General features: G+C 64.7%; 20 protein-coding genes and 1 pseudogene. 16 read left to right on the top strand and 5 right to left on the bottom strand.

The genetic code is table 11. The annotated features are described in order from the left end of the window. Positions 1-37 precede the first annotated feature (37 nt). On the top strand, positions 38-547 hold the full coding sequence (locus JIX56_RS20060) for a hypothetical protein (protein WP_257542579.1): 510 nt from the start codon (positions 38-40) through the stop codon (positions 545-547). A gap of 381 nt (positions 548-928) precedes the next feature. After that, positions 929-1720, top strand: a complete 792-nt coding sequence (locus JIX56_RS20055) for an IS5 family transposase (protein ID WP_257542577.1) — start codon at positions 929-931, stop codon at positions 1718-1720. Here the strand turns inward: JIX56_RS20055 and JIX56_RS20050 are convergent. After that, positions 1677-1897: pseudogene (locus tag JIX56_RS20050) on the bottom strand (hypothetical protein); the annotation flags it as partial. The gene JIX56_RS20055 and the pseudogene JIX56_RS20050 overlap by 44 nt on opposite strands. A gap of 554 nt (positions 1898-2451) precedes the next feature. Here JIX56_RS20050 and JIX56_RS20045 point away from each other — a divergent pair. Then, positions 2452-3795 (top strand): glycosyltransferase, encoded by a 1344-nt coding sequence (locus tag JIX56_RS20045; RefSeq protein ID WP_257542575.1) that lies wholly within the window; start codon positions 2452-2454, stop codon positions 3793-3795. Here JIX56_RS20045 and JIX56_RS20040 read toward each other — a convergent pair. Beyond that, on the bottom strand, positions 3787-5124 hold the full coding sequence (locus JIX56_RS20040; protein WP_257542573.1) for a UDP-glucose dehydrogenase family protein: 1338 nt from the start codon (positions 5122-5124) through the stop codon (positions 3787-3789). The two genes, JIX56_RS20045 and JIX56_RS20040, sit on opposite strands and share 9 nt — an antisense overlap. Before the next feature lie 925 nt (positions 5125-6049). Between JIX56_RS20040 and JIX56_RS20035 the strand changes: the two genes are divergently transcribed. Then, on the top strand, positions 6050-7768 hold the full coding sequence (locus tag JIX56_RS20035; RefSeq protein ID WP_257542571.1) for a glycoside hydrolase family 13 protein: 1719 nt from the start codon (positions 6050-6052) through the stop codon (positions 7766-7768). A gap of 174 nt (positions 7769-7942) precedes the next feature. Here JIX56_RS20035 and JIX56_RS20030 read toward each other — a convergent pair whose 3' ends face one another. After that, a complete protein-coding gene (locus JIX56_RS20030; RefSeq protein WP_257542569.1) occupies positions 7943-8473 on the bottom strand; it encodes a hypothetical protein in 531 nt (176 codons plus the stop codon). A 1211-nt stretch (positions 8474-9684) separates the two neighbouring features. Between JIX56_RS20030 and JIX56_RS20025 the strand changes: the two genes are divergently transcribed. The 8 genes from JIX56_RS20025 (at position 9685) to JIX56_RS19990 (ending at position 17560) form a co-directional block, all read left to right on the top strand. Then, entirely contained in the window at positions 9685-10236 is a 552-nt protein-coding gene (locus JIX56_RS20025) for a hypothetical protein (RefSeq protein ID WP_257542568.1), read from the top strand. Continuing rightward, the gene (locus JIX56_RS20020) at positions 10217-11767 is read left to right on the top strand and encodes a terminase large subunit domain-containing protein (RefSeq protein WP_257542566.1); all 1551 of its coding nucleotides are present in this window, start codon (positions 10217-10219) and stop codon (positions 11765-11767) included. Before JIX56_RS20025 ends, JIX56_RS20020 begins: the two co-directional genes overlap by 20 nt. Before the next feature lie 202 nt (positions 11768-11969). After that, positions 11970-12575: a hypothetical protein gene (locus JIX56_RS20015; protein ID WP_257542564.1), complete on the top strand. Its 606-nt coding sequence runs from the start codon at positions 11970-11972 to the stop codon at positions 12573-12575. Beyond that, positions 12575-14011 carry a hypothetical protein gene (locus tag JIX56_RS20010; protein WP_257542562.1) on the top strand — a complete coding sequence of 479 codons (1437 nt, stop codon included), beginning with the start codon at positions 12575-12577 and terminating at the stop codon, positions 14009-14011. The genes JIX56_RS20015 and JIX56_RS20010 overlap by 1 nt, the downstream gene beginning before the upstream one ends. Before the next feature lie 49 nt (positions 14012-14060). Continuing rightward, complete coding sequence (locus tag JIX56_RS20005; protein ID WP_257542560.1) at positions 14061-14450, top strand: hypothetical protein; 390 nt, start codon at positions 14061-14063, stop codon at positions 14448-14450. 17 nt (positions 14451-14467) lie between these two features. Further along, positions 14468-15010, top strand: coding sequence for an HNH endonuclease (locus tag JIX56_RS20000; RefSeq protein WP_257542558.1), 543 nt, complete (start codon positions 14468-14470; stop codon positions 15008-15010). Between the two features lie 90 nt (positions 15011-15100). Continuing rightward, a complete protein-coding gene (locus JIX56_RS19995) occupies positions 15101-16972 on the top strand; it encodes a hypothetical protein (RefSeq protein WP_257542556.1) in 1872 nt (623 codons plus the stop codon). 378 nt (positions 16973-17350) lie between these two features. Continuing rightward, positions 17351-17560 carry a hypothetical protein gene (locus JIX56_RS19990; RefSeq protein ID WP_257542555.1) on the top strand — a complete coding sequence of 70 codons (210 nt, stop codon included), beginning with the start codon at positions 17351-17353 and terminating at the stop codon, positions 17558-17560. 60 nt (positions 17561-17620) lie between these two features. Here the strand turns inward: JIX56_RS19990 and JIX56_RS19985 are convergent, their stop codons facing one another. Next, complete coding sequence (locus tag JIX56_RS19985) at positions 17621-17851, bottom strand: hypothetical protein (protein ID WP_257542553.1); 231 nt, start codon at positions 17849-17851, stop codon at positions 17621-17623. 298 nt (positions 17852-18149) lie between these two features. Here JIX56_RS19985 and JIX56_RS19980 point away from each other — a divergent pair, with 298 nt between their 5' ends. Continuing rightward, positions 18150-19610 carry a hypothetical protein gene (locus tag JIX56_RS19980; RefSeq protein ID WP_257542551.1) on the top strand — a complete coding sequence of 487 codons (1461 nt, stop codon included), beginning with the start codon at positions 18150-18152 and terminating at the stop codon, positions 19608-19610. Between the two features lie 161 nt (positions 19611-19771). On the opposite strand, the gene JIX56_RS19975 is transcribed toward JIX56_RS19980, so the two are convergent. Beyond that, positions 19772-20125: a DUF6233 domain-containing protein gene (locus JIX56_RS19975; protein WP_257542549.1), complete on the bottom strand. Its 354-nt coding sequence runs from the start codon at positions 20123-20125 to the stop codon at positions 19772-19774. 942 nt (positions 20126-21067) lie between these two features. Between JIX56_RS19975 and JIX56_RS19970 the strand changes: the two genes are divergently transcribed. The 3 genes from JIX56_RS19970 (at position 21068) to JIX56_RS19960 (ending at position 23408) form a co-directional block, all read left to right on the top strand. Next, positions 21068-21454, top strand: a complete 387-nt coding sequence (locus JIX56_RS19970; RefSeq protein ID WP_257542548.1) for a hypothetical protein — start codon at positions 21068-21070, stop codon at positions 21452-21454. Between the two features lie 198 nt (positions 21455-21652). Beyond that, positions 21653-22531, top strand: coding sequence for a pentapeptide repeat-containing protein (locus JIX56_RS19965; protein ID WP_257542546.1), 879 nt, complete (start codon positions 21653-21655; stop codon positions 22529-22531). 211 nt (positions 22532-22742) lie between these two features. Next, positions 22743-23408 (top strand): hypothetical protein, encoded by a 666-nt coding sequence (locus JIX56_RS19960; protein WP_257542544.1) that lies wholly within the window; start codon positions 22743-22745, stop codon positions 23406-23408. Positions 23409-23452 lie beyond the last annotated feature (44 nt).

Here is a 23452-nt window from a genome sequence, read left to right as displayed (position 1 = left end):
GTTGCTGCCCCGCACCACCCAACACCCCGGGGGAACCGTGCCCGCACCACAGATCACCATCACGAGAGGCAACCGGACCTACCGCTACCTCTGGCTCAAGTACGTCACCGGCATCGACCTCACCCAGCACTGCGCCCGCTCCCTCCACGGCCGCTACAGCCAGCAGGTCAACCAGGACCTCACCGAAGCCGCCATCACCCTCGACGAGTTCCCCACCCCAATCTGCTGGTACCTCTGCGGCGTCACCACCGACCCCTCCCGGTGGGGCGAAAACCCCCACCTCGCCTTCGAGGTCGCCCCCGGACACGTCCAAGACCTCGAGGTACAGCACCTCACGGTCACCCTCACCGGAGCGCGGCCGATCACCGGATGGGGAACCAACTCCGTACCGGCCGACGCCGCGCATGCCAACGAGCGGGACTACGCCAGCTGTCGGAACTGGCAGTTCGCTCACCACCTCCACACCTCGGGCGTACCCAGCATCCCCGGCCACCGCCCTCGCGGGCTCGGCCAAGGAATCGTCGCAGGCCAACTCCCGCTGTCCTGAGCCGCGTCCAGTCACTCCGAACCAACAGAAGGGTTGAGCCACGAGGCAGTGATTGCCACATGGTGCGGTGGTAATGACGGAAGGGGCCACGCCTTCCGGCGCGGCCCCCAGCGCGTACAGCGCACCCTTAGAAGCTGTTGTCTTTCCGATCTTGAGGGTTGTGAGTCGAACGGGAGACTCGATCGGGTGATCGCCACTGGCCATGGGCATGAAGGCGGGGCCTCTTGGTAGCTCGGGGTTGCGAAGCCAACCGAGATTCAGGAGACGCTATTGCCGCAGTTGTACGCGCTTACGCCGGTGGAGCCGACGTGTGATTGTGTCGCTCACCTGTTCGGGAATGCGGTCGATCGCCCGGAACGTGTTCGGCGGTATCCCTCGGACATGACGGACGCGGAGTGGGCCGGGGTCCGGCCGCTGCTGCCGGTGCCCGGCTGGTTGCGCGGCCGGGGCGGGCAGCCGGAGGCGTACTGCCACCGGGCGATACTCGATGCGGTCCGCTACCTCGTCGACAACGGCATCAAGTGGCGGGCCATGCCTGCCGACTTCCCGCCGTGGGACCGCGTCTACGCGTTCTTCCGCCGCTGGCGCGACCACGCCCTGGTCAAGGAGTTTCACGACCGGCTGCGATCAAGGATCCGCGAGAGGGAGGGGCGGGACGCGGAGCCGACAGCTGGCGTGATCGACTCGCAGTCTGTCAAGGCGGACGCCGTCGTCGGCACCGACAGCCGTGGCTTCGACGGCGGCAAGCTGATCAACGGGCGCAAGCGGCATGTCGTGGTCGACACACTCGGTCTGCTGTTGGGGGTGATGGTCACCGCCGCGGACACCGGCGACCGCACCGCCGCACAGGTGCTGCTCGAGCAGGTGGCCGGCGCGCACCACCGGCTGGCCTTGGTCTGGGCCGACGGCGGTTACACCGGCAGCCTCGTCGACTACTGCTTCACGGCGCTCGCGCTGGTGTTGGCGATCGTCAAGCGCAGTGACGGCCAGAAGGGGTTCGTGGTGCTGCCCAAGCGGTGGATCGTCGAGCGCCTCTTCGCCCACCTGATGCGCACCCGCCGCCTGGCACGCGACTTCGAGCGCCGCACCAACAGCGCCGAGGCGATGATCTACTGGTCGATGATCCTGCTCATGACCCGCCGCCTGGCCCGCTCACGCCCGCAGCCAGCGTGAACCGGCCCGGCGCGGGTTCGGCCAGCCAGCCCCGGCGACCAGCCGTTTCACCTTCGAACGCAGCGCCTTCACCTTGGTCGGCACCGCGTCCGGCCTTCACATGACGGCTAACTATTGGCAGGCCAGCGGCCCTTGACGGAGCCGGTACCGGTCCGCGAGGGCCTCGAGGATGCGCTCTAGTCCACCGACAAGTACCTGGGTGCGGCCGAGGTGACCCGCTGCAGCAGAGCGCCCAGCAGCTTGCCATCCCGATCCGACAATTCATGACAAACGTCGTAGGCTGGTGTCATCGGATGGAGACTGAGCGGCTCGGCCCAGGGCTGGTTGCTCAGTTAGTGGACAGGCCGTCCGCTCCAAGCCACCGCAAAAGGCGGTGTCTCCGCCGGGGTAGGCGGTGCGCGGACCGTTGCGTATGGGGAGCTTCGCGAAGACGCGCATGGCCTCGAAGCGGCGGCTCCAAAAATCCGGTACGTGCAGTGTTCATTGTCGATCACCTCGTAAACCGCTCACGGAACCACCATGCCTGTGAGTGCAGATCCTGGATATCCCCAGCCAGTCAGCCCGGGTATCGAGAGGAAGGCCGGCGCCATGAATGCCGACTTCGCCAATACCGAAGTGAACCGTGCTCTGGCGGGTGGCGCGTTCCTCCCCCTGTGGATCGTCCTGGGGTGTTTCGCTCTGATTGCCCTCGGGTTGTTGTTGACCCGCTCTCACGCTCGGCGTGGTCACCGATGAGTCGCTTCGTCTCGGCAGCTGCGATGCTGGTGGTCGTGGCGATCATCCTGATCACGCAGGGCGGCACCATGGCATCTGTCTACGGGACCGCCGTCTTTGCCTTGATGTTCGCCAAACTGGGGGCTTCTCTCGTCCGGCGGCCGCAGACAGCCGCAGCCCCTGAGGACCTGGCGAAGGTGAACGATCTGACGGTCGGCGCGATCATCACTGTCTACAACGAGGACCCGGAAGCGTTCGGCAAGTGTCTCGACAGCGTTCTGGATCAGACCCGCCATCCGACCACGCTGGTGGTTGTCGATGATGCCTCGACGGACTCTCGCGCGTTGGCCTACGCGCTCTCGCCCGAGGTGGTCCGCCGGTTCCGTGACGCGGGCATCGGCTACCAAGTGGTGGAATTTACGGAGAACAAGGGCAAACGCCAGGGACTGGCGGCCGGTTTCCGACTTCATGCCGATACGGACATCTACCTGGGCATCGATTCGGACACCGTGCTGGACAAGTACGCCATCGAGCGGGGAATGCTTCCATTTGCCTCGGACAAGGTGAACGCCGTCACCGGACTGGTACTGGCCCTCAATGCCCGCAAGAACGTTCTCACCCGGCTGATCGATCTTCGTTACGCGAATGCGTTCCTGTACGAGCGTGCCGCGTACAGCCTGCTGGGGGCGGTTCTGTGTTGCTGCGGGTCGCTGGCCTTCTACCGTGGGACCGTGGTGCGAGAGCACCTTCATGGCTTTCTCAACCAGCGGTTCCTGGGCAGGCTGTCCACCTTCGGCGACGACCGGCACATGACGAACTACTGCCTGCTGACCGGGAAGGCGGTCTTGCAGGCCAACGCGGTGGCCTGGACTCTGGTTCCCGAGCACGTCAGGCACTACCTGCGGCAGCAGGTGCGGTGGAACAAATCCTTCTTCCGCGAATCGCTGTGGATCATCCGGGTCGGACAGATCAGCAGGCCGGGATTCTGGCTGGCGCTGCTGGAGTTGATTTCCTGGACCTGTTTCACAGGGGTGCTGATCTTCGCCATGGTCATGATGCTCATCAGTGCGCAGGGCGCCTTGCTGCTGGTGTACCTCATGCATGCGATGCTCCTCAGCTACGCCTGGTCGGTCAGATATCTGGAGTCCGGTGACCGTACCCGGATCCCCTGGACGGAACGGCTGGGCACCTTCTTGCTGGCTCCGCTGTACGGCCTGCTGCACATGGGTGTCCTGCTGTGGGTGCGGGTCTACTCCCTGTGCACGCTGCGCGACACCGCCTGGGGCACTCGCACAGGAGTGGAAGTCTCCCTGCCGACCGTGACCGGCTCCAGGGAACAGCCCCCTGGCATCTCAGAGTGAGGGGCGCCCGAGCGCCCTGTACGTCCATCCGGCTTTCCGCCAGCGTGCGGGATCCAGGCAGTTGCGCCCGTCGAGGATCCGTTTGTGGCACACCCCGTCAAGGGCCGCGGGTTCCATGTCCCGGAACTCCTGCCATTCGGTCAGATGAAGCACGATGTCCGCTTCATGAGCCGCCTCCGGGGCCGAGTCCACGTAGTCGAGTGTCGGGAAGGCTCTCCGTGCGTTGTCGTTGGCCTTGGGGTCGTACACGGTGACCTGTCCGCCGTACAGCTGGATCTGAGCTGCGACATTCAGTGCCGGCGAATCCCTGACGTCGTCAGAGTTCGGCTTGAAAGCCGCTCCGAGTACCGCCACCCGTTTACCGAGAAATTCGCCGCCGCAGTACTGGCGGGCCATGTCAACCATACGTGTCCGGCGGCGCATGTTGATCAAGTCGACCTCACGCAAGAAGGTGAGAGCCTGATCTGCACCCAACTCGCCCGCACGGGCCATGAAGGCGCGAATATCCTTGGGAAGACAACCGCCTCCAAATCCCAGGCCGGCGTTGAGGAACTCTTTGCCGATCCGCGCGTCGTGCCCCAGCGCCTCACTCAACTGCAGCACATCGGCGCCTGCGGATTCACACACCTCTGCCATGGCGTTGATAAAAGAGATCTTCGTGGCAAGGAAGGAATTCGCCGCAGCTTTCACCAGTTCAGCCGTGGCGAAATCCGTCACCAGAAAAGGCACTCCCTGGGAAATAGGTTTGGCATAGACCGCCCGCAGGAGAGATTCGGCGCGCCGACTGCGTACACCCACGACCAAGCGATCCGGTCGCAGCGTGTCACCCACGGCGTGACCCTCTCGCAGGAACTCGGGGTTCCAGGCAAGCTCCGCCTCCTTCCCCACCGGTGCCAGCAGCGCCAGGCGCTCGGCCAGCCTAGCGGCGCTTCCCACCGGAACGGTCGACTTGCCCACTACCAGCGCCGGACGGCTCAAATGAGGAGAAAGCGCCTCGATGGCCGCCTCCACGTGGCTCATGTCCGCGGCAAGCCCACCGTGGCGCTGGGGCGTACTGACACACACGAAATGAACATCCGCACGTGTGGCAGCCATCTCCCATGACGTCGTGAACCGCAGCAACCCCGTTGATCCAGGCAGCCCCACCACGTGCTTGGAAAGCAGCTCCTGCAAATCCGGCTCGTACACCGGCGCCCTGCCGGACGACAACAGAGCCACCTTCTCCTGATCAATATCGACCCCCACCACCTCGAAGCCCATCTCCGCCATGCACGCGGCATGAGTGGTCCCCAGATATCCTGTCCCGATCACCGAGATGCCGATGGCCATGCCCGTCACCTTCCAGCCTCGCCGGACCCGACAGAGAAACCCTTGCACGTAGGCGACGTCTCCTCTCGGCTGACGGAAAGACGGACGCCCCAAGCGGGTGTATGCGCTGATGCCGCTGTGCGGTAACCAGTGCCAGGTGAGACAGAGGGCGATCGGGCGACTGGGGCCGTCGGCAGGGCGGCGCAGGCCCTGCTGACGGCAGGCGGGTCACACGCGCGCTTCAAGGGTTGCGGCCGTTTACGGGCACTCTGACGCGGCGTATGTGGCGCGGTTGCGGGACACTCGCATCAGCAGAGCGCGACTGGGCCAGGAGAATGATTTTGGGCGCGACCGCTGCCGTTGCGGCGGCTGGTGGACGGGCGATAACCTGACAGCAGATGGATGAAGTGCGCGCCCGGTGTACTCGTCGGGTTCTTTGGACAGTTGGAAAGCGGCGGGGAACAAAGTTCTCCTTGTGCCATACAGCTGGTGCACACTTGCCATCCCTGTGCCGTCTAGTGGATGCACGCCTGCAGCAGGCTTTCCAAGCGCGGTGCTCTCCGTGGGCAACCACCTAGTTGCGATAGAGAACCAACAGGGAATTGCGCCGTGATGCCCTGATAACGCAGCCCCGATGCGTGAGAACATCGCCAGTTGCAGCTCAAGAGGACGCGGTCACGATGAATGAGTCTCGGTCGGGAGTGATGGCCAATCAATGGCCGTTTCTCGCCCGCCTGCCGGCTGTCCGCCTGACCACGCCGTCTCGTCCGCCGGTCGTCTCTGGAATGGGATCTGACGGTCATGGCCGAGTGGCCTGTCTCGCTGCAGACGCTTCGCAGGTCGTTTCTCCCGCTCCCCGCCGGTGGAGTCTCCCTGACGTCACTGCGGCCCTCCTGGTCGCGAGGGAGGAAGGCGCCTTCGTCGAGTTGACCGCAGGAGTCGTCACATGACGCCGTCGTGCCACCCCGCTTCTTCACACGGAACTGCGCAACAGCACCCCCGGACCTCCGCCGCCTCCGAGGACTGGTGGCGCAGCGCGGTCGTCTATCAGGTGTACATCCGCAGCTTCGCCGACGGAAACGGTGACGGCATCGGTGATATCGCCGGGCTGCAGGACAGGCTCCCCTACCTCGTGGAACTGGGGGTCGACGCGCTGTGGCTCAACCCCTGGTATCCCTCACCCATGGCCGACGGGGGGTACGACGTCTCGGACTACCGCGCCATCGATCCGATGTTCGGCACGCTGGAAGAGGCCGAGAGCATGATGAAGGAGGCTCACGGCCTTGGACTGAAGGTCTTCCTGGACATCGTTCCCAACCACACGTCCGACCAGCATCACTGGTTCCGCGAGGCACTGGCCGCTGGACCGGGTTCCACCGCACGCGACCGGTACGTCTTCCGGGCCGGGCGTGGCTCGGGGGGCAGCTTGCCGCCCAACAACTGGCGCAGTGGCTTCGGCGGCCCCGCCTGGGTTCGGGTGACCGAGCCCGACGGAACACCTGGGCAGTGGTACCTCCATCTGTTCGCACCCGAGCAACCGGATCTCAACTGGGATAACGCCGAGGTACGCAGAGAGTTCGAGGCTGTTCTGCGGTTCTGGTTCGACATGGGCGTGGACGGTATCCGCATCGACGTGGCCCACGGACTGGTCAAGGAAGAGGGCCTGCCCGACCTGGGCCATTCGGACATCGAACGGATCGGGATGGCGGCCGACGGCGGGCACCCGCACTGGGACCGGGAAGGCGTTCACGCCATCTTCCGCGGGTGGCGCGCGATCGCCAACTCCTACGACGAGCCACGCGTATTCGTCGCCGAGGCATGGATGGGTGCTCCCGACCGGCTGGCCCGCTACGTTCGCCCCGACGAACTGCACACGGCCTTCAACTTCGACTACCTCACGGCGCCTTGGCGCGCGGACCGCCTGCGTGAGGCGATCGACAACAACCTCAAGGCTTTCGGCGCCGTCGGCGCACCCACGACGTGGGTGCTGTCCAACCATGATGTGGCGCGACACGTTTCCCGCTACGGCAGGCCCCAGCCCGACGAGCCCGTACGGGCGCTGTCCGACTTCCTCAAGGACAAACCCTTCGACCTGGAACTCGGCACCAGACGGGCGCGAGCAGCCGCACTGCTGACTCTTGCCCTTCCCGGAGGGGCCTACATCTATCAGGGGGAGGAACTGGGTCTGTGGGAGATCGAGGATCTCCCCGAAGAACTTCTACAGGACCCCACCTGGAAGCGCTCGGGGGGCACCGACCGTGGCCGTGACGGATGCCGGGTGCCCATCCCGTGGTCCGGTGATTGCCCACCGTTCGGATACAGTCCCCCGGCGGTCACAACAGAGCCCTGGCTGCCGCAGCCGACCGAGTGGAAGAAGCTGACCGTGCAGGCCCAGAGCGGCGACGAGAAGTCCGTGCTGGAGCTTTACCGCAAGGCTCTTCACCTCCGCCGTGCGCACCCCGCACTGGGCGACGGAACCATGACCTGGGACTCCACGGCCCAGGAGGAGGTCCTCTCCTTCACCCGAGAGCCGGGGTTCCGATGCGTGGTCAATCTCTCCGAGCACCAGATCGCCCTACCTGACCACACAGAGGTGATCCTCTCCAGCGCGCCGGTCCACGGTAGACGTCTACAAAGTGACACAGCCATTTGGCTGACCAGATAACCGCCCATGAGCGTGAGTAGCAGTTGCTTTCCTCTCTTGAGAGATGAGCGTCGAACGGGAGTCCCGATCGAGTGGTCGGGGGCGCTGGGCGCATGCCGGTGGCGCCTCCTGAACAACTCGTAGCCGCCGACGCGCACGACCTGCAGCGTTGGTCTACTGGTCGATGACCCCTGCTCATGACCCGCTGGTTGTCCCGGCCACGCCCACAGCGAGCGTGAACCGGCCCGGTGCCGGCTCTGCCAGCCAGCCACGGGCAACCAGGCGTTTCGCCTTCGACCGCAATGTCTCCACCCGTGCCGGCACCACGTCCAAGCCGAAGTCTGCGGCCATCTCCTGGCAGGTCAGCGGCCCTTGACCGAGCCGGATCCGGTCCGCGAGCGCCTTGAGAATGCGCTGGTAGTCCACCGACAGCACCGACCAGGGCAGCTCCTCACGCCACACCGGCACGTGCGACTTCACCGCATCCCGAGGCGCCGACGGCGCGTCCGCATCCCTGCGATCCTCGGCGACCTCCGCATCGGCGGTGGTACCGCCGTGCGGACCCAGCACCGTATCGACCCGCCTGCGGGCGATCACCCACTCCTGCCATTCCAGCTCGGCCACGGCCAACTCGGCCTGGATGCGATCGGCCTCCCCACGCAGTTCGTCCACACGACGGCGAGCACTCAACTCACGCTGTTCCAACAGCCCAACCAATGACGGCATCCACTACCTCCACAGGAGCAACGACACGACAGGTCACCACTCCCACGGGATCGCCGCTCCTATGCTCGACCAGCGAAAACGCCGTCCTCAAGTCCGGAAAGACAACAGCTACTTACTGGGAGCGGTCATCCCGCTCGGTCAGAATGCGCATGAGCCAATCCCGCGCCCATGCGCGGACCTCGTGCAGCAGCCTCCGCGTCCCATCACGAAGGTGCCGCGCTGCAACGATCCATCCGACCGTCAGCGGAACACTGACGACGAGTAGGAGTAGGAGGAGGAGCCAGAACGGCACCTCTCCCGACATAGCGATCGAATCTGTCTGGACCTTGAACCCAACCACCTGAAGAACCTCGCTTTTCGGGGGCGTGCATCGCGCCCACCGAGAGAGGTCAGGCTGCGAGCACGTACGGACTGGGTGAAGCCGTCGAAACGGCAGGCCCTTGAGGCGCCCGAGGAACCCGAGGGGAAGCGAGCTTGATCACTCCGCATGGGGACGAGTCAAGACATGGAGCAGGGGAGCCCCGCTCGATGCTGGGCGGATTGAGGATCTTGTCGAGGAGAGCGACCGCTACATGCCACAACTGTCGGACTGCCGCAGCGGCTTGGGCCAGTACCGCCGGTGTCGGCAGTGGGCCGTACCCCCAAAGGCTTGTGGAGCCACTTAGCGGCGTCGTGATCGCCGGTAGTCCAGTTTCCTCTTCCGATGAAGAGAGCAACTGCCGTGTGAGGCCAGCGGCTGACCACAGCTCCGGGGCTTCGTCGAGAGTGGTCTTCGCTTCGTGAAGACGAAGAGTCCAGCCGAGGAGTTCCGCCGGGGTCAGCTGACCGTCTGACTGGACAGAAAGTACGGGCTCGTACTGCGGTACGCCATGGCAGGTCAGATGGATAAGGCCTGGGGTGTCAGGCTCGGTGAGCGCCTTCAGCACCGCCGCACGGCCTTCTGATGGCGTGACCGTTGCTAGGTCGACGACGTAGGCATTCGTGCCGTCACACAGCACCTGACAGCTCGCCAGCCCATCTGCGCGCGTCTCGGACAGGTCATGGGAGCCCTCTCCCTTGCCCCTGTAGGGCATCGCCGGACCTGCCATAGGGGGACTCTATCGCCCGAATCATGATCAAAGAGCTAGATCGATCGAATCGCGAGTGGCGGAACACATCTCGGACTGAGGGATCATGAACAGGGCGCGGGGGCGCACCGGAGGTCCCCGCCCGTGGCTCGCCCCACCAAGGCGCAGCGTGCCGCTATCGCCAAACGTCGCGCCGACGCGATCGACCTGAAGCTCGCCGGCGTCGACTGGCTGACCATCGGCCGCAAGCTAGCCGCCGACCCCGCGATCAACAGCGACCGTGTCGCCTACCCCCAGGGCTACGGCTCCGACCGGTACGCCAAGGGCCAAGAGCCGCCCACCGACGACGCGTTGATCCGTGCCGCGTGTAAGGACGTACGAGAAGCTCTCGCCCAGCGCACCACCGACCTGGACAAGTCCGTCGAGGACCTCCGGGCCGTCGAGATGGAACGCCTCGACAAGCTGTTCTTCGTCGCCTACCGGCAGGCCGTCCGCGACGGGAACCTCGGGGCGATCGACCGGGCCCTTCGGATCATGGAGCGTCGCGCCAAGTACGTGCCTGTCGAGATCTCGCAGCGCCTCGAAGTCACCGGCGCCGATGGCGGACCGCTCCACGTTGAGACCGCGGACCTGGCGGAGCTGGAGGCGCTGATCGCGGTGACCGAGGAGGCCGCCCATGGCTCCGACGGTCAGTGACACCGAGGCCGCTTTCCTCGCCCGCTACCAGGCTCTGGGCGCCGAGCAGCGGCGGGCGATCGCCGCCCAGGCCTCCCCGCAGATGCGTGCCCGGCTCGTCGTCGCGGAGAAACACCTCGCGATGGACCGCTCGCCGGGCGCGCTCGCCGCCGTTCTCACCGACCGGCGCGAGATGCAGGCCCGGCACCTCAACATGGTCGACCAGGCCTGGATCGACATGGCCGAGGGCCGCACCGAGCGCGTCATGCTCACCATGCCGCCCAGGCACGGCAAATCACGCAGAGCCTCCAGATGGGCGCCCCTCTGGTACCTGCGGAAGTACCCCGACCAGCGCGTCATGATCGCCTCCTACTCCAGCGACCTCGCTGACGACCACGGCAGATGGATCAGGGACGCCATCGACACATGGGGCGACCAACTCGGAATCCACCTCAACCGCGGCTCCAAAGCGGCGAATCGTTTCGACATCGCCGGACACGAAGGTGGCCTCGTCGCAGCGGGCATCGGCGGCGGCCTCACCGGCAAGGGCGCCACCATCGCCCTCGTCGACGACCCCGTCAAGGACATGGCCGACGCCGACTCCCCGACCATGCGCAAGCGCGCGTGGGAGTGGTGGCAATCCGTCCTCCAAACCCGACTCGAACCCAGCGGCGCCATCTGCGTCATCCAGACCCGCTGGCACGAAGACGACCTTGCCGGCCGGATCATCGCCGACGCCGAGGACAACGAGTGGACCGTCATCGACCTCCCGGCCCTCGCCGACCGCGACGACGACCCTCTCGGCCGCCGTGTCGGTGAAGCCCTGTGGCCCGAACGCTTCAACGAAGCCCACCACGCCAAGACCCGCAAACGAGTCGGTGAACGCGTCTGGGCCAGCCTCTACCAGCAGAAGCCCAAGCCTCCCGAGGGCGGCGTATGGCAGCGCGCCTGGATCGACGGCAACCGCACCAACGTCATCGCATTCGGCGGACTCGACATGGCCCGCGTAGTCGTCGCCGTCGACCCGGCCGGCGGCGAGTCCACCGTCAACGACGAGACCGGCATCGTCGGCGCAGCACGCGACTGGGAAGGCCACCTGTACGTGCTCGACGACCGCTCCGCCAACATGGGTGCCAACGCCTGGGGCCTCACCGCCTGCCGACTCGCCCTCGAACTCAAAGCGGACGCCATCGTCGTCGAGTCGAACTACGGCGGCGACATGGCAAGACAGATCGTCCGCCAGGCCTGGCAGCAGCTCGAACGCGACGGCGTCACCCGCGGCCTGCTCATGCCGTACGTCGCTGAAGTCACCGCCAAGGTCGGCAAGCGGCTTCGAGCCGAGCCGATCGCGCAGCTCTACGAACAGGGCCTCGTCCACCACGTCGGCAGGTTCCCCGAACTGGAGGGCCAGATGGTCACCTGGATCGCCGGCATGGACAGCCCCGACCGCATGGACGCGGCCGTCCACGCGATCACGGAACTCGCCGACCCCAACCAGCTCGACACAGGCATCTACCGAGGCAGGGACGAGCGGCTCGTGGGACGGAGGTAGAGGCAGTTACCGCCCCAATAGGTTTATGGGAAGCCTCAGCTGTCAGAACGCGGCCAGAGTGCTGGTTGGCGGCCTCAGCACGGAACACGGCCAGCTCACCTCCTGCGTGGAGGAGTCGCGATCCGGCGCACTGTCAGTGAGCGATGACAAGATGCGACGAGGTGGTTACGCAAGGAGGGGTGTGGGCGGTTAGGATCCCCGCATGCCAGGGGAGGCGATGCATCAAAAGGGTGCAGACGGTGCAAGACGGGCGAAGACGTGGCTCGATGCGACCACTCGCGTGCGTATGTCGTGGACGAACGAGGACGCGGTACACGCCTCGCGCTTGGAGTTCGAGTGGCCGTTCGGCGGGCAGCCGTACTCCTTTGACGTCGGCGGGATGTTGTGCGGTGGCGAGTTTGAGGGGCACTTTTTCGTCGCCGAGTGCAAGAACTATGCCGACGCGGCAGATCAAGGTACCCACTACGATGACTGGGTTGCCAAGTGTTACTTGACCCGCCGTGATCACCATCGTCTGGCGGACCACTTCATGTGGATTACCTGGCATCCTTTCAGGGTCACCAAATGGAAATCCTTGTGCAGTCCACAGTCCGTGATCGACGGCCTTCTGCTACCGCACAATCGGAAGAGAATCTTCGGTGTCGATGGCGCAGACGAGGCCAAGGCGCAGATTGATCAGGATCTTGTAAAAGATGTTGCTGATCGTCTCTGGCTTTTGGTCCTGGCGGAGAAGCAAGAGAAGCTCGTGATCACTCCGCAGGATCGCGCGCTGATTATCTCGAAGCAAGTCGAGAAAGGGGAAATGTGATGAACGAATTTACCGTTGTCATCTCCGATCTCGTCGAGGATGATCCAGCGCGCAACGTTGAGTCAATTAAGAGGGCGGTAATCTCAAACCTGCGGGCATCGGATGCGGCGGTGGAGATTGAGTCGACGGACTATTTCAATCACACCTATGCCCCAGACCTCGTGCTGCGCTGGGATAAAGGGAAGGAGGAGCGTCAGGTCTACCTTCGGACGAGCGGGAATCCGGAGTACTTGAGGGAAGATGTAGCGGTAATCTCCGATCGGAAGCCGATCTTGATGCCTTTGGCTCCGCTTCGCAACCCGCACCAAATCGCAGAACTTGGGCGAGAATCGGCCAGTGCCAGCACTCTGATTGCGGACCCTGCAAGCCTCTACGCCTTTTCTGCTGAAAGGCAAGAGCGTCCTGTTCTGGGGCTACTCTCTCGTGCTGTTCTGCAAGGTGGTCGAGGCCTTGTAGATGAGGATCGGGCCCGGTCGACAAGCGATGCTGTCGGGCTAGGCTTTGTTGCCGCGCAACAGGCCGAGGTTGAGTCGACGAGAGACGCGGTAGTTGCTGCTGAGTCCCTCCTTGCCCCCACGCATGCTGGGCAACTGACTCGCTTGTTGCATGCGGTTTGGTTGGGTTCCGGAGCGCCGGCTTCGAGCTTCCCTGGTGCCACTGGTGTTACCGCTGAGCTTGACGCTGTCGGGTTGAAGCTTCTGCTTGACATCGCAGTAACGGAAGACGATGAATTCTGGCAAAGGATCGGTGCCGGGATTACTTTGGAGCGAGTGTGTGAGATCGAGCTGGGGGTGCACTCTCAGAATCTTCAGCGGTTGATTCAAAGCAATCTGGATCATTTTAAGGCAAAGAGCCTGAGAATTTCCGACGTGCCTGTTCAAACGGATTTCGGGGCCGATCCGCGATGGTTCGTCCACTCTGGGGTTTTGGGTTACACGACGGATCGCTATCGCGCGATTTTCTCGGTTGGTTCGGTCTCATCCATGGACTTCATGGAAGAAATCGAAAACGGCTCAGTTGAGCTTGCTGAATTGCTGGACCGTGCGAGCGACGCTGGGCTCAATATTAGCGAACTCGTCCTTGAATCGGCTGCCGGTGGGAAGATCGATTACAAGGCACCCCCTCATAGCGACATTTCACGGGATGATCTATTGCAGGATTTGAGTAGCGCCCTGGGGAATCGTTCTTCGGTTCTATCGGTGGTCGTGCCGCTTGGCGGTGGGAGTAGGCAGCTTGCCTGTGATCTCACTAAGAGGGCGGCGTCGGGCCGTACGGTAGCCAAGTTCTACTTGTCAGAATTCTTGCAAAGTGCTGTGCCGATTTTGCGCAGCCTGCGCCCCAGTGAGCGTAATTCGATCTTCGATTTGGTAGAAGTTGAGGAGTTGCCTCCCATTCGTTTGAGGCGGCGGGACGACTCAGCTGGGGAGATCGAGTAGGCGGGTGGGCTGGGCGCTCTCCCCGTTGCCGTCGGCCGGGGAACCGGCCGTGCTGCTGCTAGCCTCGCCGATCATGGGGAGACAGGGGAGATGGGCTGCAAGCCTCGTACTGGTTGCGGCTGTTGGCGGGGGACTGGCGGGGTGTAGCTCGGAGGAGACGGCGCAGGAGCACAGCGACCGAACCAAGGCCGAGGCGCAACAGCGAGTCGACGAGCGGATCAGGGTTCGCAACGCTGGCATCACAGCAGGGGAGCTGCTGAGGGACACGGCGCTCGCGCGCGGCGGCACGTCCCCAGTAGAAGCTGTACCGGACGTGCCGGAGTGTCGTGCAGAGTGGAAGCGGCAGGCCCTCGACGAGAAGTACGGCCAGGACCTCGTCGAATCCTGGGTCGCCGGATGCACGGACGTCAACGTGGCGGCCCCCACGACGTCAGGATGAGGCGCCGTCGGCGGTTCATGATCTGGGAATGGCTCGCAGTACTCACGGCCAACAACGGCGAGTGCATGTACTGCGGCGGCACCTCGCAGACTATGGACCACGTGATCCCGTTCGCCGATGGCGGCGCGGATGACCCGACGAACCTCGTGCCGGTCTGCCACGACTGCAACCGGAGGAAGAGGGACAAGACGCCTCCCACCTGGTTCATCGGGATGGACCTGACGATCCGCTGGTACGGCAGCGGCACCCCGCAAGGGGGGAGCTGCCTCGGCGACAGCAGCATGAGCCTCCGAGAGATGTACCTCTCGGTCCACCAAGAGGTCCTGGCGCTGCTCGACGACCTGGACACGGTGGCCGCCGAGATCGCCGATCCGAAACGCCGGGAGTGGTTCGAGACCCGGTACCGGTGGTACGGCTACCCCTCTGCGTCGTACGGCGTGCCCAGGGCAAGACAGCAGGCCGAGGAACGGATCGCCGACGGGAAGGAGAGGGGCTACCCAAGCCTGGACGCGGAACTCGCCCGCATGCTGAAGGAAAAGGGCCTCTCACCAGCGGACTGAGACGACCAGGCGGTCGGGGATGAGGGCGTCTCGGAGCGAGCGTCTACGCTTGATCACGGCGGGCGCGGGGGTGGAACGCCGGAGGGCACGGTGCGCCTGCGCGACGTACGCGACCTGATCATCGACACGTTCAGCTGGGCCAACTACCGCCAGGACATGGCGGACCCGCGGCGGCCGGGCGGGATGCTGTCCCAGACCGTGCCCACGTGGGTGCCGGACGGGGATCTCCGACGGCTGGCCGCCTACAAGATCGCTGGCGCGTACGACCACAACCAGGCCGGCCAACTGCACGCCGTCACACGCGGCGACGAGTCGGCGCTCGACCGGCGTGAACTCGGCGACGCCGCCAAGCTGATCGACACCGCGCTCGGCTACCTCCTCGGCGACGGGCAGACCATCACCGTGCCGGGAGCCGAGCGAGTCGACGCGCCCGCCGTCGACGACTCCGAACCCCCGTGGGAAGTGAAGACCGCGGCCCGTCTGCAGGAGGACCTGCGGGCCTGGGCGGAGAAGGAGCTGCTGCCCATGCGGATGCAGCAGGCCGAGCGGGTCGCCGTACGCGGCGGTGACACCGTGTACACGCTCGCCTGGGACCCGGCACGGGCCCGGCCGCGCCTGTCGGTGTACGACCCGGGCTTCTACTTCCCTGACTTCGACGACGACGCCGACCAGGCCGACTACCCGGACCGCGTGCACTTCGCGTGGCAGATCCCCGCCGACCCGAACCGCGGTACGGAGGAGCGTGTCCGGCGCATCACCTACGAACTCGGGCCGATCGGCGCCCACACCCGGACGGCCGCTGACGGAGGCCGCCGTGAACCTGTGGTTGACGGGAACGGCTGGGCGCTCCTCACCCCCGGCGACGCCGTCGACAGCGAGGGCCGGATCACGCGGAGGTACCCGTGGCAGCCCGACCGGCCGTCCACCGTCACCTGCTACCTGACCGACGCCGAGTGGCGGCTGAAGGATCTCAAGGGCCACCACACCGTCTACAACCTGCCCACCGACAAGGCCACGTACCGGCAGCGCGCGGACGGCGAAGTCCTTGACCGCCTGGACCTGATGGTCGACTACCTACCGGTTGTGCACGTCCCGAACACGATCCCGGACGCCGGCGAGCACTGGGGCCGCCCCGTCTTCGCCGGAGTCCTCCAGGCCCTCGACGAACTGTCCGCGACGGACACCGACTCGGCCGCCGCTTCTGCCACGACCGGAGCGCCCGTCGTCGCCGTGTCCGGGGCGCGCATGCCCGTCAACCGCAACACCGGCCAGCCCGAGCCGGTCATGCTCCGGGCCGGCTCCGTCGTCCAGCTCGCCGACGGCGGCTCCATGGACGTCCTCGACACAGCCGGACAGCTCGCCGAACTCCGGCAGCGCACCGATCACCTCCTCGACCGGATCGCGGTCAACTCCCGCCTCACCTCAGCCGGGTTGGGCACCCTCGACCCCACCGCCCTGCCCTCCGGGTACGCCCTGGAACTCGCGCTCGGCCCGCTGGACTCCCTCATCGGGGAGATGCGGCTCGTACGCGACCACAAGTACACGCTCCTGCTGAAGTTCGTCGCCCGCCTCTACCAGGCCGGACGAGTCTGGCCATCGGGGGAACTCCCCTCGGCGCGGCTGGCGTTCGGCCCACTCACGCCCACCGACCAGGCCGCGGTGCTCGACCTGGTCGTCAAGGCATACGAGGCCGGAGTCATCTCCCTGGAGACCGCGGTTCGCATGCTGATGGACGGCGGATTCCCCATCGACAGCGCGGCCACCGAGATTGACCTTATCCAGGCCCGTGACTTCGACGCCGCCGCTCGCCTTGCCGACGCCACCGGCGACAGCACGGCCGTGCGGGAGTACCTCGGCCTGCCGGAGGCGGATCCGGATACTGGACCTGCGCCTCTCATTCCCACGCCCGCACTGCCGGAGCCCGCGCGAGAGAACCCGGACGACACCGAGGAGGACAGGTGATTGCCAGCCGCTCCCGCGCCGAGGACGCCCGGACCCGGTCCCATCTCAAGGCAGTCGCCGACGCGTTCGTTCCGGACCTTGGCGGCACCCGGGCCGGCGGCTGTGCAGACCCAGGCCCCTCCCGGACCGAAGGGCAACCGGACTGTCTGAGCTGCGGAAATCAGTTGTCCAGGGGTTGAGATCTTGCGTACGGATCTCCCCCCTGAGTACCTATGCATATAAAATAAGGGTATCGGTTGAGGGTGACCCCTCGTGAGGAGAAAGGGGCTGGGTGTGACTGCTACACAGGAGCGCAGATGGAGGGTCAGCTACACCTACACGTGCACCTGTAAGCCGCAGTGCTACTGGACCAAGGTCCGCGGTCGGCACGCGCATAGTGTGGGGGCCTTCCTCGAAGTCGGCGAAGAGAAGGTGGCCGTGGCGGAGTTGGCGCCGATCCTCGCCCGTCGCTACAAGGTCGAAGGCGTTGCCGACATCACCGTCTGGCAGGAGACCGCCGAGGAGCGGGATCGCCGCGTAGCTCGTGCTGAGCGTGAGGCCGCCATGGAGCGGCGAGGGATCCACTGGGCGATGGGGGGAGCCAACTAGTCTCGCGCCCGGGTCAGTTGATCTAACGGGAGCCCCGCCGCCCTGATGCGGCGGGGCTCATCAGCCCGCCCAGCCCAGGTCATACACCTCGATCCCGTCGCGGTACGCAGTGAACGCCACCCACGAGAGCGGCCCCCAGCAGAACGCCCCGCGCCAGCCGCCGGGCGGCGGCCAAGAGTCCCGTCGGACCAGAGCCGTCGCGATCGTCTCGAAGATCTCCTGCTGACCCTCCTCGGGGAGCCTGGCCAACGCCTCCTCCACCCGGAACGCCAGGTCGACCCTGTACGTCATTGCGCACCCCCGTGCTTGTGATCAACTCGGAGCAGCAACGTACGCTGCTTCGGCGAAGCCTGTGCCGGACTGTGGATAACCGCAGCTGCGTGACCGCGACAACGGCGAGGTGGGTCGTGCCGGCCGGTACGACCCTCTGTGATCTCTATCGACCGAAGGTGCCACGGCTCAAAAGGTGCCCACGTTGAAGTGGGTTGCCGGTAGCCTCCAGCTGCGCCCGGGATGTGAGTATCTGCGCATTGTCGGAAGTCAATCCCGAGGTGCGCACGTTCCCCTTGACACTGTTGAAGGAGATCCAGTGAGTGCAGACGTCTCTTCGAACTTGCCGGCACCCGCCGAGCGGAAGGACCTGCTGAGCGCCGCCCGTACGGATCTGGTGGCTTTCGAAGAGTTCATGCTCACGGTGCTCGATGAGTGGGGCCTGCCGACGGACAACATCATCGTCAGCGCCAGCGATCGGCAAATCCTCCTCACCAACACGCCGCACGTGCTCGGCGAGCTGAACATCGACCAGTTGGCCAGATCCCCGTACATCTCCAAAATGATCATGGCGGGTGCGGCTGGCCTCTTCGACGCCGCGTTGAGCTACCTCTGGGACGAGACGATCACCCAGCTCCGAGACCGTGTGGCGGACTTCGACGTCGCGTACTTCTTCGATCTCGCCGAGGCCGACCCCGCCCGACGGGCGACGCTCCAGACGCGCGATGACCTCTCCAAGATCAACGACGCTGCTCTGCTCGACGCCGCGAACAAGATCCAGCTCATCAGCGACGTCGCCCATAAGCAACTCACCCACATCAACTACATGCGGAACCACGCGAGCGCCGCGCACCCGAACGTGGAGAAGCTGACCGGACTCAAGCTCGCCGACTGGCTTCAGACCTGTATCAGGGAGGTCATGCAGCTCAAGACGCGGCCGGTCGTGGCGGAGATCGGGAGACTCCTCCACAACGTTCGAGCCTCGCGACTTGCTGACGCCGAGCTGAAGAACGCGGCGACGTTCTTCGACGGGTTGCCTCCGGACCAGGCCAACAACCTGGCCAACGGACTGTTCGGCATCTACACCCCCGACAGCGCGGATCCCCATGTCCTCGACAATGTCCGTCGGCTGTGGCCCGAGCTCTGGCCCTTTATCGACGAGGACACGCGTCGCGAACTGGGAGTCAAGCTCGCCCGCTTCCGTGCCAACGCGGACAAGGATCGAGCGTCGCGGGCCAAGGAGCTGCTGGAGCTGGTCGATGGCGGAGCCGCCTACCTGCCCGAGTCCGATCGCCTCGTGGAGATCCAGGAGGCCCTGGATGACCTGAAGCGTGCCCACGAGGGGTGGAACAACTTCTACGAGGAGCCACCGGTCGCACGTCGACTCAAGGACGTCGTTGGCCGGCATGGCGAGGTGCCCGAGCTGCTGACGGCCCCCTACGTGGCGACCGTAGTGAACGTGTTCATGACAAATTCTCGCGGTGTCGCCTGGAACGCTGAGCCGTACTACATCGAGCTCATCGAGCGGTTCGACGTCCGCCAGGCCGCGTACGCGCTTCGAGCGTTCGCCTTTCGGTCCGTCATTCCGAAGCTGTCCGACAAGCTGCCGCAGGAGAAGTGGGGCGAGTTGCTGAACCTGATTGCTCCCAAGCTCACTGATCGCCAGGATCGGACGCTACTGGCTGACGTGCAAGCGTTCACGGGTACTCCCGACCAGCTGCGCAAGGACACCAAGATTGCAGCGCAGATCAAAAAGTGGCGTGAGGCGAACGGCCACTGAAGCGTGGGGGTGTCGCCGACACCCCGAGGGGCGAGTCGTTTCACGGGAGCCCGTACTGAACTCGGTACGGGCTCCCGCCCATCGTGGCCGGGGCGCAGTGTGACAGTGTTCGAGCGGATAGGTGATCAGCCTCCGCCCATGAATGGTCGCGTGCTCGCCGTCTACTCGGGGATGACCTGGAGCACCGTATCCGGAGTGCAGAATGGGCAGGCCTCGACGTGCTCGTACAGCGCCCGCCGTGCCTGCTCCTCGCTGATGGGCTTGAGTCGGACGCCGCTCGCCATGACGCACCCGCCCTGGTGGACCCGCACGGCGGGGCTCCCGGCTCCGATACTCCGCTCCAGCAGCCATTCTGGCGGAGGTGGACGGAGCTCTTCGGCCCTCTGTCGTGCCGCCTCCCGCTGCTCCTCGACGGCGATCCACCGGTTCAGCTGGGCAAGGTTTGCCTCATGCTGCTGCACGAGGACGCGCCTCGCGAAGTGCAGCAGGTCCAGCCGGGACGGTGTGTCGCTCACGCGTTCGATTCTAGATCTGTTCTGGCTGGCCAGCGTGATGTGACCTCCAGTTGTCCTGTGACACCGATCCCTGGGCGACTGGCATCGAACCTTGAGTGAGGTATCGCGAAAAGGGGTCACGGACGGTGGTGAGCGGCGATCAGTAGCGCGCCCGGGGCCCCAAGTGCTGCCCCTGCGCCAGGTCGCGCCTTTGTCGTCTGGGCGCCAGGGCACTAGCGACCTCGGCGACCTCGATGGCTTCCCTTGACGAGTCGGGCCCACGGTTGCCACTCCTCGCCGAGGCGGAGGGGCGCGCTCCGGCTGTACTGCTCCCCGAGCATGCAGGTCGGCCAGGTGAACCCTTCGAGACGACCCAGGTCCCCTACTCTTGCGCCATTGGCGCTGCAAACGCTGCTATTCCCATGTAAACCCGTAAGGGCACGAGAGGGCAGAATTTACTTTCGGCATCCGCGGCTGGTTGATGGCAGAATCTCAGTTCGACAACGGTACTGGTCTGTCTCACACTGGAGTGAGTGCTCGGGGGCTCGGGGGAAGTCGACGTGCGAAACACCGGCATGGTAATCGAGTGTTGGAGGTCCCGCAATGGCGGAGCCTGGCGCAACCCCCGTTGACTCTGGCGTGCAGCGCGGAATCGAGCGAGCGGCCCGAAGCTTCAATCTCGAAGGAACACCCCCTTACGAGTTGCTGCAAGAACTAGATTCTCTCGTGAATGAAGTTGAAATCGGGCCGGAATCGGCTGCTTACTTTGCCGAGGTTATAACTGTGGCGAGCCTGGCGAGAGCGCGGTTCGAAGAACCAGAGCTATCGTTTGATGATCTTCACCAAGCGTTTAATGCTTGGGAATGGCTATTCAATGGCCTCATCCGAAGGGTATGAGTCATGTCTAGCGGATCGAGTGCCACTTCTTTGCCTCCGCCAGCCCCACCCTCTACCAAGGGCCGGGTGCGGGACCAGCTGGAGTATCGAGCAAAGCAAGTTGCCTGGGTTGCGGCAGCCTTGACAGCTTTCTTCATTGCAATCATGGCTGGGGATGCCGCTGCAGCGATTTACAATCAGTCAAGTCGAGTGCTCAGAGCCGTCATCTTCACTCTGGTCGCCCTTGCTGGCATTTGCATGGGTCTGGCGTATATTCGATATCAGCACGCATATAGAGAACTCGACAGTGAAATCAGAGCTGGAAAATTCAAAGAGGATGACCCCAGCCCGAATGACGAAGATTGGCCAGACGTGGCTGACGGCCTGTGGTACACATCCCTAGGTCTTACCACTCTCTCCCCTATCGCATTCCTGGTGGCCGTCTGGTGGGCAACCGGCCTGTGGTGTAAATAATGGAACTCCGAGCCTGGGTCATGGCGGCGACCAGACGGTACGGTCTTGACCGATCAAGTTGCGCAGCACCGTGAGGCGTGCGTCTAGTCGTCGAAGAGGTGGACGGGACTGTCGGCCTAGCCAAAAAAGAGGCCGACTCGGCGTCACTTTGCGCTACATAGACATTGCATATCATCGCTCGTCCGAGTGGAGCATCCCATGGCCCATCCAGAAGACATGCGGCAGCCGACCCAGAAAACGACCTCGGTCGGCCCCATTCCCACCCTGCTTTCGGCAGCTTCCTTCGCACTCGGTGTCTTCATCGCCGCTCGAAGCCTCCGCCTCAAACGGGAGGCAGAGGAGCATTTGCGCGAAAAGGAGCTCAACGACCGTTTCTCGAAAGCGATCGAGCAGCTGGTTTCACGTCGACCTTTTGAGCAGCTGGGTGGCATCTATGCTCTGGAAGGAATTATGCTCGACTCCGAGCGCATCCAGCCCACGGTTGTGGAATTGCTGGCGGCGTTCGTACGGGAGAACGCTCCGGTGTCAGCCGGAGGAGCCGACGACCACCTAGACCAAAGGGTCCGACCAACAGAACCAGTGAAGGCGGCTCTGATCGTTCTTGGCCGGCGCCCCAAGCGCAACGAACCTTTCAGAGTGGATTTGCGTCGTACGGACCTTCGCGGTGCCTATCTGGAGTATGCCCGCTTGGAGGGAGCGAACCTGGGTGCATCGCGGTTGGAAGGTGCATTCCTCGAGGGATGCCAGTTGCAAGGAGCCTGGCTTGGCGATACTTGCATGCATGAAGCCGACTTGGAAGAGGTCAACCTCGAAGGTGCAGACCTGTATGGTGCCGACATGAAACGGGCGAAGAACTTGACACTGAATCAAGTGCTTGCTGCTCGCCCGACCCATTGGACACAGCTGCCACCGGATCTTTCACCCGACGATCATCAGGATTTGGAAAGACGGATGTCTGCTGTGGAGCATAACGAAGTGCCTGTTCACTTCCTGCGTGCCTGCGCAGACGGAAGAGAAATACTGCCACTCGGCGAGATGGACGAAGCCAGGCAACGCTGGCTGGAAGCCGTCAACTGAGATCATCGCGGACGTCAGGCCGCCGGACTGCTCAGAAACTGTTCGCCTTCGTAAGCCCTGCCACACCGTCTGCCGCACGGACAGTGGCGCGCCGGAGGTCTTCAGGGACTGCTTCACCCACAAACGATCTGGGCCGAGAACGCTCGAATCGTCATGATCGACGGTGGCTAGACTGGCCTTGGCGCGGGGGCGCTTTGGCTCGGAGGACACAGTGCCCGACCGCGACCCGTCCAACCCGCCCGCCCCGGAGTCTGTCCCGCCCGTCCCGGGTCCGGCCCCCGTTGCGGCCCCACCGTCTCCCGGGAAGATCGAGGCCGATCAGGAGACGCTGAAGAACCTCCTCGCCCGCGAGAAATCCCAGGGCGAACGGGCCGGCGTACGTTCGCTCCTCGACAAGCTGGGGTTCACGTCGACGGACGATCTGTCAGCGGCCCTGGCGAAGGCCAAGGAGGTCGAGGATGCCCGCAAGGCGGCCGAGGACGCCGCGCTGACCGAGGTGGAACGGCGCGAGAAGGCCGCAACCGACGCGATCGCGGCCGCCGAGGCGAGGGAGGCGGCAGCCGCTCGGCGTGAGCAGGTCGCGCAGAGGCGTGCTGCTCTCGTCGGCCTGGGGGCGACGGGCGATGACCTGGTTGACGCGGAGGTCCTGCTGCGCAACACGGTCCCGGCCGGTGCCGACGAGCAGGCCATCAATGAAGCAGCAGCTGCGCTGAAGGAGCGGAGGCCGGGCCTGTTCGGTGCCACGAAGGAGACGACGCCTCCTCCCGCTCCGGCTGGTGCCCCGGCAGGCGGGCCGCCACGCACCCCACAGAACCCGGCCAAGGCCGGTCAGGGCGGTCTCGACATGGCGCGGCGCCGAGGCTTCCTCAGCGACTGATCACCATGGCGGATACGCTAATCATCAACCGCGCGCCTGTGTAG

The sequence above is a fragment of the Streptomyces sp. CA-210063 genome, assembly GCF_024612015.1.
Lineage (GTDB): Bacteria > Actinomycetota > Actinomycetes > Streptomycetales > Streptomycetaceae > Streptomyces.
The sequence above is the reverse complement of the archived record's forward strand: the minus strand, read 5'-3'. Positions and strand labels throughout refer to the sequence as shown.